Annotated in this window: 10 protein-coding genes; 9 read left to right on the plus strand and 1 reads right to left on the minus strand. The window is 41.6% G+C overall.

Going from position 1 to position 11,754, the window contains the following annotated elements:
* Positions 1-237: 237 nt before the first annotated feature.
* The 9 genes from recA to CU635_RS08255 all read left to right on the plus strand — a co-directional run bounded on the left by recA (position 238) and on the right by CU635_RS08255 (position 9,991).
* Entirely contained in the window at positions 238-1,281 is a 1,044-nt protein-coding gene (gene recA / locus CU635_RS08220; RefSeq protein WP_101576736.1) for a recombinase RecA, read from the plus strand.
* A gap of 331 nt (positions 1,282-1,612) precedes the next feature.
* A complete protein-coding gene (gene rny, locus CU635_RS08225; protein ID WP_101576738.1) occupies positions 1,613-3,172 on the plus strand; it encodes a ribonuclease Y in 1,560 nt (519 codons plus the stop codon).
* Positions 3,173-3,286: 114 nt separating this feature from the next.
* Positions 3,287-4,084, plus strand: a complete 798-nt coding sequence (locus tag CU635_RS08230) for a TIGR00282 family metallophosphoesterase (RefSeq protein ID WP_101576740.1) — start codon at positions 3,287-3,289, stop codon at positions 4,082-4,084.
* A gap of 312 nt (positions 4,085-4,396) precedes the next feature.
* The gene (gene spoVS, locus CU635_RS08235) at positions 4,397-4,657 is read left to right on the plus strand and encodes a stage V sporulation protein SpoVS (protein WP_029281188.1); all 261 of its coding nucleotides are present in this window, start codon (positions 4,397-4,399) and stop codon (positions 4,655-4,657) included.
* 127 nt (positions 4,658-4,784) lie between these two features.
* Positions 4,785-5,714, plus strand: a complete 930-nt coding sequence (locus CU635_RS08240; RefSeq protein ID WP_180956627.1) for a dipeptidase — start codon at positions 4,785-4,787, stop codon at positions 5,712-5,714.
* 305 nt (positions 5,715-6,019) lie between these two features.
* Positions 6,020-7,756, plus strand: a complete 1,737-nt coding sequence (locus tag CU635_RS08245) for a 2-oxoacid:acceptor oxidoreductase subunit alpha (protein ID WP_101576744.1) — start codon at positions 6,020-6,022, stop codon at positions 7,754-7,756.
* Positions 7,757-8,623, plus strand: a complete 867-nt coding sequence (locus tag CU635_RS08250) for a 2-oxoacid:ferredoxin oxidoreductase subunit beta (protein WP_101576746.1) — start codon at positions 7,757-7,759, stop codon at positions 8,621-8,623.
* A 232-nt stretch (positions 8,624-8,855) separates the two neighbouring features.
* Positions 8,856-8,999, plus strand: a complete 144-nt coding sequence (locus CU635_RS23270) for a hypothetical protein (protein WP_180956628.1) — start codon at positions 8,856-8,858, stop codon at positions 8,997-8,999.
* 56 nt (positions 9,000-9,055) lie between these two features.
* On the plus strand, positions 9,056-9,991 hold the full coding sequence (locus tag CU635_RS08255; protein ID WP_101576748.1) for a tyrosine-type recombinase/integrase: 936 nt from the start codon (positions 9,056-9,058) through the stop codon (positions 9,989-9,991).
* Positions 9,992-11,112: 1,121 nt separating this feature from the next.
* Here CU635_RS08255 and CU635_RS08260 read toward each other — a convergent pair.
* Complete coding sequence (locus tag CU635_RS08260; RefSeq protein ID WP_101576766.1) at positions 11,113-11,400, minus strand: NUMOD4 domain-containing protein; 288 nt, start codon at positions 11,398-11,400, stop codon at positions 11,113-11,115.
* Positions 11,401-11,754 lie beyond the last annotated feature (354 nt).

Below are 11,754 nucleotides of genomic sequence, written 5' to 3' on the forward strand. Positions count from 1 at the left end.
TTTAATTTCAGAATATGAGTAAAAAAGTTTATTTTTTACGCTTTATTAACTCGAAAATAGGGAAGTTTCTTGATATAACGACTATTTCTTGATATCTTTAGTGATAGAAAAAAACCGAATAAACGTTCGATTTTTTTCTAGACAAAACATAAAAAAACATTTATAGTTAGAGATAGGTTCTGTGAGATGAGACAGAAAACGAATCCGATTCGTTAACAATAAAGGAGGAAATACTTAGTGAGTGACCGTAAAGCTGCCTTAGAAATGGCGTTAAAACAAATAGAGAAGCAATTCGGTAAGGGTTCTATTATGAAGCTTGGAGAGCAGACAGATCGTAGGATTTCGACTATCCCGAGTGGCTCCCTTGCCCTCGATGTTGCTCTTGGAGTAGGTGGATATCCGCGCGGAAGGATTATTGAAATTTATGGACCTGAAAGTTCAGGTAAAACCACAGTTGCCCTGCATGCGATTGCCGAAGTCCAGGCAAACGGCGGACAAGCTGCATTTATCGATGCCGAACATGCGCTTGACCCGGTTTATGCCCAGAAGCTTGGTGTGAACATCGATGAACTGCTGCTTTCCCAGCCCGATACAGGCGAGCAGGCGCTCGAAATTGCGGAAGCTCTTGTCAGGAGCGGCGCGATTGAAATTTTAGTTATTGACTCGGTTGCAGCACTTGTGCCAAAGGCCGAGATTGAAGGCGAAATGGGTGACAGCCACGTTGGTTTGCAGGCCCGCTTAATGTCTCAGGCTTTGCGTAAATTGTCAGGTGCCATTAACAAATCAAAAACGATTGCCGTTTTCATTAACCAGATCCGTGAAAAAGTCGGAGTTATGTTTGGAAATCCGGAAACGACTCCAGGCGGACGCGCATTAAAATTCTATTCAACAGTGCGCCTTGAAGTCCGACGTGCGGAGGCTTTAAAGCAAGGAACGGATATGGTCGGAAATAAAACAAAAATTAAGGTTGTAAAAAATAAGGTAGCCCCGCCATTCCGTACAGCTGAAGTGGACATTATGTACGGCGAAGGAATTTCCAGAGACGGCGAAATTATTGATTTGGGCTCAGAGCTGGACATTGTCCAAAAAAGCGGTTCATGGTATTCGTATAATGAAGAGCGTTTAGGGCAGGGCCGTGAAAATGCGAAACTGTTTTTAAAAGAAAACAAAGAGCTGCGCCTTGAAATCCAGCAAAAAATTCGCGACCATTACGGTCTTGACGACGAAAAAACGGTTATTGACTCTGGAGAAGAGCCGGAACAATTCGAGCTTGTAGACTAAAAAACAAAGCCTCAGGGCTTTGTTTTTTTTGATTTTGTATACACTCCGGGATTGAAATATAAAAGTCCGCAGCAACCGGTATATGAATGTTATTGCTTGAATATGTGAATTTATCGCTTGGATGATATGGCTTTTTGCTTATAGACAAAAAAAGGCGCAGGGACTGGCCCTTGACAATAAAATTTTACAGCTATACAATTAAGCATGTATATTTTACACATTTTTTAGTATTAACACGTTTAAAAGTCCTAGAGCTGTATGTTGATAAACAATGTACATGCCGACAGTTAAAAAAACGTAACAAAAGTTCATAGCAAGAGGAGGTGAAATGATGGAACCCATTACGATCATCTCCATTTTGCTTGGCCTATTCGTCGGTGCAGTTGTTGGCTATTTTATTCGTAAATCCTTTGCGGAAGCGAAGATAGCTGGAGCAAAAAACGCAGCGGAGCAGATTTTAGAAGATGCAAAGCGTGATGCAGAAGCCTCAAAGAAAGAAGCTTTGCTTGAGGCAAAGGATGAAATCCACAAGCTTCGTACTGAAGCTGAACGTGAGGTTCGTGAACGAAGAAATGAACTGCAAAAACAAGAAAACCGTTTACTGCAAAGAGAGGAGAATCTTGATCGCAAAGATGAGTCGTTGAATAAACGAGAAAATCTTTTAGAGAGAAAAGATGATTCCCTTAACCAAAGACAACAGCATATTGAAGAGATGGAAAGCAAAGTGGACGAGATGGTACGAGCACAACAGGCTGAACTGGAACGCATCTCGAGCTTGACGCGTGAAGAAGCGAAAGCAATCATTTTGGATCGTATCGAACAGGAAGTGTCCCACGATATCGCAATCATGGTGAAGGAGAGCGAAAATCGTGCAAAAGAGGAAGCAGACAAGAGAGCGAAAGAGATCTTGTCACTTGCTATCCAAAGATGTGCAGCAGACCATGTTGCAGAGACAACTGTATCGGTTGTGAACTTGCCGAATGATGAAATGAAAGGCCGAATTATCGGTCGGGAAGGCCGTAATATACGGACTCTCGAAACACTGACAGGAATCGACTTGATTATTGACGATACTCCTGAAGCAGTCATTTTATCCGGCTTTGATCCGATTCGACGTGAAACAGCTCGCTTGGCGCTGGACAAGCTTGTGCAAGACGGAAGGATTCATCCGGCACGCATCGAGGAAATGGTTGATAAAGCTCGACGCGAGGTGGATGAGCATATCCGTGAGATAGGTGAACAAACTACATTTGAAGTGGGTGTTCACGGGCTCCATCCTGATTTAATCAAAATTCTTGGCCGCTTAAAATTCCGAACGAGTTATGGCCAAAATGTATTAAAGCACTCAGTGGAGGTTGCCCACCTTTCCGGGCTGCTCGCAGCTGAACTTGGGGAAGACACGACCCTGGCCCGCCGCGCGGGACTTCTGCACGATATCGGTAAAGCGATTGACCATGAAGTTGAAGGAAGCCATGTTGAAATCGGGATTGAACTTGCTACGAAGTACAAGGAACATCCGGTCGTAATCAACAGTATTGCTTCCCACCACGGGGATACGGAACCAACATCGATTATTGCGGTGCTTGTGGCAGCAGCAGATGCTCTATCTGCGGCAAGGCCGGGAGCTCGCAGTGAAACACTTGAAAACTACATTCGCCGTCTTGAAAAGCTTGAAGAGATTTCAGAATCGTATGACGGTGTTGAAAAATCATTTGCAATTCAAGCAGGCCGTGAAGTTCGAATTATGGTAAAACCAGAACAAATTGATGACCTTGAAGCTCATCGCCTGGCACGGGATATTCGGAAAAGAATCGAAGAAGAACTCGATTATCCGGGCCATATAAAAGTAACAGTAATACGCGAAACAAGAGCGGTAGAATATGCAAAATAAAGCGGTGCTTCAGCACCGCTTTTTTTTGTATCCAGCTGCTCCATGAATAGAACCAAGTGGGATTGTGGTAAGATCTACATAAGCAAAAAAACACGTAAAGGAAAGGGCACTAACATGAGAATACTGTTTATAGGGGATGTCGTTGGCTCACCCGGGAGGGACATGGTCAGCAGCTATTTATCTCGATTAAAAGAGAAATTCCGTCCGACGATTACGATTATCAACGGAGAGAATGCCGCAGGCGGGAAGGGAATAACTGACAAAATTTACCGACGCTTCCTTGAGGAAGGGGCTCAGGCTATTACGCTTGGCAATCATGCCTGGGACAACCGGGAAATTTATGAATTTATTGATGACGCAAAAAATATGGTGCGTCCTGCCAACCTTCCAGATGGAACACCAGGGAAGGGAATCGTCTATTTAAAAGTGAATCAGGATGAAGTGGCGGTGATCAACCTGCAGGGGCGGGCTTTCATGACACCGATTGATTGCCCGTTTAAAAAAGCAGATCAGCTTATTGAAGAAGCGCGAAAGCGAACGTCGATCATTTTTGTTGATTTCCATGCGGAAGCAACGAGTGAGAAGCAGGCGATGGGGTGGTATTTGGACGGGAGGGTGTCAGCGGTGGTCGGTACCCATACACATGTTCAAACGGCAGATGAGCGCATCCTGCCCGCTGGAACAGCGTTTTTGACAGATGTTGGCATGACCGGCCCCTATGATGGTATTCTCGGTGTCGAAAGAGACGCCGTACTGAAAAGATTCTTGACAGCCTTGCCGGTCCGCTTTGAAGTGACGAAGGAAGGGCGGACGCAACTGAGTGCGGTAATAATTGACATTGATAAACAGGATGGAAAAGCAAAAAAAATTCAAACCATCTTAGTGAATGATGATCACCCATTTTTCTCATAAAGAAACAATTTCTTCTGCTCCTTGAAAAACGATCCCAGGAAGCTTCATAAGCAATCCTTTTTTTGTCCAAGCCGGAATATGTCTTTTAAGTGCTGAATATAGTAGCAATGGAAAGATTTATCCGTTCTCGCAGACTGGACAGTTTTTAGTTCACGGGCTTGAGGAAGGCTTGGGAATGGATTGGTTGACCCGAATTTGTCAGCAGCAGGCACACAAACAGAGCTTGACCAGTTGATGGATGATTTCACGTACAACCTGATTTGTTCAATTTTTGAACATACGGGATCGGGATTAAACAAGGAGGAGCTAGGAATGGAAATATTAAAAGTTTCAGCAAAATCTAATCCTAATTCTGTAGCTGGTGCACTTGCCGGTGTTCTGCGCGAAAGAGGTGCTGCGGAAATCCAGGCAATAGGTGCAGGTGCATTGAATCAAGCCGTTAAGGCAGTAGCGATTGCAAGAGGATTTGTCGCACCTAGCGGAGTCGATTTAATTTGCATCCCGGCATTTACAGATATCCTAATCGATGGAGAAGAGAGGACTGCCATTAAGTTAATTATCGAACCAAGATAAAAAGTTTCTCTAAGGGGGAAACCACAGGAACTTGGCAGTTCTTTCCGGTCGAATTTGTAGACAAAAAATCCTGTTTGCAACATGCAAACAGGTTCTCTTTTTTTTATATTATATTTAAACGAGGTGGATGGATGTGAAGATATTTGATGCTCACTGCGATGTCCTTTATAAACTATTTATGAACAACAGCCTTGATTTTACGGATTCCCCGGATTTGCAGGTGACGTGGCAGCAATTATCGGGGCCAGGGCCGAAGGTTCAATGCTTTGCAATCTATGTACCGGAAAAAGTCCATCCGGATCTGAAATTTCAGGCTGCACTTCATATGGTCGAGCTTTTTTACGAAAGGATTATCGAGCCTTTTTCAAATATTAAAATGATCCTGACAAAGGATGAGATCATGCGATTAACTGAACACCAAATCGGAGCCATTTTAACACTCGAAGGCTGCGACGCGATCGGATCGGATATAAACAAACTGCAGACGCTCCTGCGGCTCGGAGTATCATCTGTAGGGCTTACCTGGAATTATGCGAACAGCGTTGCTGACGGGGTGTTGGAGGAAAGAGGTGCAGGTCTGTCGAGGTTTGGGAAACAGGTTGTCGATGTCTTGAACAACGAGGGCATATGGTGTGATGTATCCCACTTATCGGAAAAAGGGTTTTGGGATGTAATCGATCTGGCTGATTATCCAACCGCATCCCATTCAAACTGCTATGCCCTTTGTCCGCATCCAAGGAATTTGCGGGATGAGCAAATCAAGGCGTTAATAGACAGAAACAGTGTTCTTGGCATCACGTTTGTTTCTCCATTTCTGTCAGGAACACGATCGGCAATGATTGCAGATGTATTGAGGCATCTTGACCATGTTTGCGCACTTGGCGGGGAAAACCACGTCGGTTTTGGTTCGGATTTTGACGGTAGTGATGACATCGTGAAGGGATTGGAAAGAATGGCCGATTATTCGGCTCTCGTCAATGAACTTTATAAATATTATTCTAATATACAGGTGGACAAGTTTCTCTATCAAAATTTTGCAGGAAGATATCCGCGCTAAAAAACCGGGGAAGCTTTAAAATACAGGTATTAAACAATACAAATGGCCCGAACGTGATACACGCTAAAATGTAAATAGCTATTATATTTCGCAAAATAAAAAAATATTCACATTTTAGCCAATATTTAATCTGAAAGGGTTGCTTTTTTTACTACATAGGTCTAGAATTGAAAGCGTTTAGTACCCTCCTATTAACCGATATCTTTTTGTATATAGGCTTGAAATGGTGATATAGAATGGTGCTACTCGTTAAACATGCAACGTTTTTACATAATTCTTTTAACGTATCTAAAGGGGTGTAAGGAATGATCAATCAACTTTCTTGGAAAGTTGGCGGACAACAAGGGGAAGGTATTGAAAGTACCGGGGAGATATTTTCCATTGCGCTGAATCGTTTAGGCTACTACTTGTATGGTTACCGCCACTTTTCATCACGTATTAAAGGCGGCCATACCAACAACAAAATTCGTGTAAGCACAACTCAAGTTCGGGCCATTTCAGATGATTTAGACATACTTGTGGCATTTGATCAGGAGACGATCGATGTAAACTACAAAGAGCTTCATGATAAAGGTGTCATTATTGCCGATTCAAAATTTGACCCAAAACAGCCAGAAGATACTAAAGCTACTATGTATGCGGTTCCATTTACGGAAATTGCCACGGAACTCGGCACATCCCTTATGAAAAACATGGTTGCCATCGGAGCAACTTCAGCAGTACTAGATCTTGATATTAAAGTTTTCGAAGAAGTAGTTCAAGAGATTTTTGGACGCAAGGGCCAGCAGGTCGTTGACAAAAACATGGAAGCGATTCAAGCAGGCTATGATTACATAAAAGAAAAGCTTGGCGCCAGCATCGAGACCATGCAACTTGAAAAAGCAGACGGGAAAAAGCGGATGTTCATGATTGGAAACGATGCGATCGCCCTTGGAGCTTTAGCGGCAGGCTGCCGTTTTATGGCTGCATACCCGATTACGCCTGCTTCTGAAATAATGGAATACTTGATTAAAAAACTGCCTCCACTGGGCGGAACCGTTATTCAGACAGAGGACGAAATTGCTGCCGTTACGATGGCGATTGGTGCGAACTATGCCGGCGTTCGCTCGATTACAGCTTCAGCTGGTCCGGGACTGTCTTTGAAAATGGAAGCGATTGGTTTATCAGGAATTACCGAAACGCCGCTCGTCATCGTTGATACACAGCGCGGCGGTCCTTCGACCGGTTTGCCGACTAAACAGGAACAGTCTGATTTGATGGCGATGATTTACGGGACTCACGGTGAGATTCCAAAAATTGTCCTCGCTCCAAGTACGGTTCAAGAGGCTTTCTATGATACAGCCGAAGCTTTTAATCTTGCAGAAGAATATCAGTGTCCGGTTATTATTCTATCAGACTTGCAGCTGTCGTTAGGAAAGCAAACGGTGGAACCGCTCGAATTTGATAAAGTAGAAATCCGCCGCGGCAAGCTTGCCAACAGTGAACTGCCTGAAATCGAAAACAAAGGCTATTTTAAGCGTTATGAAGTGACAGACGATGGTGTGTCACCACGTGTCATTCCAGGCATGAAAAACGGGATCCACCATGTGACAGGTGTTGAGCATGATGAAACCGGAAAACCGTCAGAATCGTCGGCAAACCGGAAGGCACAAATGGATAAGCGCTTCAAGAAGGTTGAACATATTCGTTTCAACACCCCTGTCTATAAAAACGCTCCTCACGAAGAAGCGGACCTGCTAATTGTCGGTTTTAATTCGACTCGCGGTACGATCGAAGAAGCAATCGCCCGCCTTGAAAAAGACGGTTTAAAAGTAAACCATGCACAAGTGCGCTTGATTCATCCGTTCCCGACAGATGAACTGCTGCCACTCGTGAAATCGGCGAAAAAAATTGCAGTTGTTGAAAATAACGCAACAGGCCAGCTGGCAAACATTTTAAAAATGAACGTCGGTCATGCTGAAAAAGTTGTCAAGATATTAAAGTATGATGGAAACCCATTCTTGCCGCATGAAATTCATACAAACTGCAAGGAGTTGTTTTAAATGACAACATTTAAGGAATTTCGAAATAATGTAAAACCAAATTGGTGCCCGGGCTGCGGCGACTTCTCCGTACAGGCGGCGATCCAGCGAGCCGCGGCAAATGTCGGGCTTGACCCTGAAAACTTGGCGATTGTTTCGGGAATCGGCTGTTCCGGCCGTATTTCCGGTTATATTAACTCATACGGATTTCACGGTATCCACGGGCGTTCATTGCCAATCGCCCAAGGTGTGAAAATGGCTAACCGTGACCTGACCGTGCTCGCTTCAGGCGGGGACGGCGACGGATTCGCAATTGGAATGGGTCACACCATTCACGCGATTCGCCGCAATATTGATATCACCTATATTGTGATGGACAACCAAATTTATGGATTAACAAAAGGGCAGACATCACCGCGCTCTGCTGCTGGTTTTAAAACAAAGTCAACGCCGCAAGGATCGATTGAACAGGCTGTTTCTCCAATGGAAATGGCTTTGACAGCGGGTGCGACATTTGTAGCGCAAAGCTTTTCAACCGATTTGAAGGATTTAACAGCACTGATTGAAGCGGGAATTAAGCATAAAGGATTTTCGTTAATCAATGTGTTCAGCCCTTGTGTGACATACAATAAAGTAAACACGTACGATTGGTTTAAAGAAAACTTAACGAAGCTGAGTGACATCGAAGGCTATGATCCTTCCAGCCGAGAAGTTGCGATGCAAACGCTAATGAGGCACGACGGCCTAGTCACAGGCTTGATTTATCAAGACACAGAGCGCAAGTCTTACCAGGAGCTGGTCAACGGCTACTCGGAAACCCCGCTTGCCCATGCTGATTTAAATTTAAATGAAGCGCACTTCAACAAGCTGGTAGCAGAGTTTATGTAAATAAAAGCAGTGAAAAACCCCCGGGATTCAAAATTAATCAATCCCGGGGGTTTTTCATGTATTTTTTACTAAAAAATTCAAATTTAGCAGGGCCCTCTTTTTATAGTAAAATAGAAGTGTCGCTCCAGCACATTATCATATTTTATTGTTTGTTTTCGTCCAATCGTTTAAAATGGTTAGTTGTACGTTAACAATTAATATAGTGTTTAGATTACTCGAAAGGGGATTTTTCATGAACGAGAAACAACGAATTGAAGGCCAGCAAGTAGAAGCTGTTAATTCTCCGGACAAAAAATCCGTCAAGTATCAACTTATACTAACCTCGACACCAACTCCAGTTATACCAAGGCTTCAAGCCACTTTCCGCAATGTTTAAATAATGAGTTTGCCGTAATCCAAATACCTATTATAAACAGGGAGGATTACCGCAAAATGAACTTATCACTAGAAGACTACCTTACAGAAATCGAAATCCAAAATTACAGCAAGAGTACCGTCAAGAATAAGAAAGCCATTTTATTACAGTTTGAAAGATGGTTATTCGAATCCTATAAAATGGAACTAGAGGATACTACCACTAGACACATTAAACGGTACATTAAACACCTCTTAGACGATGGAATCAAAGCTAACACAATCAATACAAGGCTAAAGACCTTGAATAACTTTTATAAGTTCTGTATCAAGGAAAAGATACTCAAAGACAATCCGCTGGATGACATTGAACTACTCAAGGAAGAGAAGGTCATGATTAAACCGTTCAGTATCAAAGACATTCAGAAGATGATTGACTTCTACTGTGGTACTAATTTTATGGATGTTAGAAACCGTACAATCCTAACCTGCTTATTTGAAACTGGTATCCGTTCTGCTGAATTATCAGGAATTAAATTAACGGATGTATTTGAAGATGCCATTCTCATAAGGGGTAAAGGTGACAAGCAACGATTAGTACCTATAAGCCTTCATTTAAGGAAAGCCTTGGTTAAGTATAGGAGAGTTAGGGAGAAGTATCTAAAAGGTCAGGAATGCCCCTTCCTGTTTGTCTGTACACGTACCAAGGGCGGAGGGTTAAAGAAGGATGTATCCTCTATAGGAAGAATGGGACATGAAGCAGTTCTAAACGTCGTTAAACGGTCAGGAAAGGCTTGTGGGGTTGATGTAGCCTTATTGGTGCATAGTTGTAGGAGAAGCTTTGCCCAAATCGCATTAGGCAGTACAGACCTTTATACAGTATCCCGTTTGCTAGGACATAACCATGTAGCGACAACAGAGAAGTATATCCAATCAATGGAAGATAAAACGGTACTGGAACGGGGTAGAAATGCTTCACCATTATCCACACTTAGAGGAAAGAAATATCAATAATGTTAAAGACTACCAGTTAAAGGTAGTCTCTTTTTTGCCAATTTATGTTTAGAAAAAAATAAAACAATGACCGCCAAGTTTAGTTTAGAAATGTATTATTGATTAACACCCAACCCCCAAATTTCCCATATTTTACCTACCCCCATCCCTTCCCAGTTGTTACCAATCTCTCCTATTTATTCCATAGTAATATTATGATTAATTGTTAATAAATGTTAATAATAATAATTGGATATGTATGGTAGTAATGGTAGGATATAACTCTATGGTTATGATTTATATTAGTTGTATATTGTTACCAATAGTGTAGATATACGGTAATGTATTGGTAGTATGTGGTGGATAAGGATAATAATAATTAATTTATTCTACTGGTATATTCTACCGTTATAAGGGAAGATATATCCATTTATGGAAGGGGGTGGGGCTATATCTTAACGGTAAGACTACTTATATTTATTCATAAAGATGTATTTATTATTCATTATTATTTATTTTCCCTCTGCTACCAAACCTATATTATCAATAATCCTGTATGGATTACCGCAACCATCCATCCAATTATTTACATTATGGATGTATGAAGTATGAATACCTAAATGGGGATTTATGGATAATTGGTACTGGTGGCAATAACCATTGACAGTAACGGTAATCTATGATTTAGAAAAAGATGTTGACAAAATATTTTATTTGTGATTCATAATTTGGAATAAATTGGTAGGTGAATTGGAAATAATTATATGTTGACAACTGTGTGTGGTACTACTACAGATTATCTACTAGGTGGGATAAATTGTGACCAACAGAAAGCTGCTATATCAAGGTTTATGGAAAATACTACCGTTAATTAGGTGTGGAATTTGTGGACAAAATGTGTACACAATTGGAAGAAAAAGGGGATAATAGCAGTAATATATTGTAGCTAATTTGGTGTGTTTTTCTACATAAAAAAAGAAGGATTAACCTTTTTAGGCTAATTCCTCCAATCGTTCTCTTAAGTCTATTAGTGCAAACTGTAAGTAAATATTGCTGTATGCTACAGATGGTTTTCTTCTTCCCTTTGGTTTATTTAATCCCGTATCATAAGCATGACGGTTATTCTCTGTATAGGTACACCACTAAAGATTAGACACATGATTATTAGCCCTGTTACCGTCAATGTGATTAATTAGGGGTTTACCCTCCACCTTAGGAATAAAGGCAGTAGCAACCAATCTATGGACATTAAACAGTGTCATTGTATCATTCTTATCTTTCGCTAAACCTACTTTACGATAACCGTTATAAGGGGTTATCTTTAACACCTTTTCCTTACCAGTATAGTAGTAATCCGTAGACTTAACCCTTCCATGATTTGATACCTGATACTTACCGTTATAACCTTCAATATCTTTCCATATTTCCATTAGATTCTACCCCCCAGTATATCGCTAAATTCCTCAAATACTTCTAACGATTTATCAAGGGCTTTATTCGTATAAGCTTTAGCCATCTTAACTCCCCCTCTATTCTATTAACGATTCAAAGTTGAAAAGTGTATCCCTCTATCCTCACTGAGTTAATCGAGTGAAGTTTTCAAAATGGGACACATACCCTAAAAAGAAGTACCTATACACTTATATAAAGTTGAGAGGGAAAAGTGTATCCATATGGGGGAGGGCTTTTTTCTACAGTGTCAAAAGTACACAGTACAGTGTTGTAAACAGCCACTTTATTTCCTCTAAAAAGTGGGGCATTTTTTCAAATTTCTACAGATTAAA

Origin of the sequence: Bacillus canaveralius, from assembly GCF_002860125.1 — a bacterium.
Taxonomy (GTDB): Bacteria; Bacillota; Bacilli; order Bacillales; family Cytobacillaceae; genus Bacillus_BJ; species Bacillus_BJ canaveralius.

What these genes read in the sequence shown, in the direction of transcription:
- rny (WP_101576738.1), top strand. Translation starts at nt 1,613, where the DNA reads ATGGAACCCATTACGATCATCTCCATTTTGCTTGGCCTATTCGTCGGT.
- CU635_RS08230 (WP_101576740.1), top strand. Translation starts at nt 3,287, where the DNA reads ATGAGAATACTGTTTATAGGGGATGTCGTTGGCTCACCCGGGAGGGAC.
- spoVS (WP_029281188.1), top strand. Translation starts at nt 4,397, where the DNA reads ATGGAAATATTAAAAGTTTCAGCAAAATCTAATCCTAATTCTGTAGCT.
- CU635_RS08240 (WP_180956627.1), top strand. Translation starts at nt 4,785, where the DNA reads ATGGATGTGAAGATATTTGATGCTCACTGCGATGTCCTTTATAAACTA.
- CU635_RS08245 (WP_101576744.1), top strand. Translation starts at nt 6,020, where the DNA reads ATGATCAATCAACTTTCTTGGAAAGTTGGCGGACAACAAGGGGAAGGT.
- CU635_RS08250 (WP_101576746.1), top strand. Translation starts at nt 7,757, where the DNA reads ATGACAACATTTAAGGAATTTCGAAATAATGTAAAACCAAATTGGTGC.
- CU635_RS23270 (WP_180956628.1), top strand. Translation starts at nt 8,856, where the DNA reads ATGAACGAGAAACAACGAATTGAAGGCCAGCAAGTAGAAGCTGTTAAT.
- CU635_RS08255 (WP_101576748.1), top strand. Translation starts at nt 9,056, where the DNA reads ATGAACTTATCACTAGAAGACTACCTTACAGAAATCGAAATCCAAAAT.
- CU635_RS08260 (WP_101576766.1), bottom strand. Translation starts at nt 11,400, where the DNA reads ATGGAAATATGGAAAGATATTGAAGGTTATAACGGTAAGTATCAGGTA.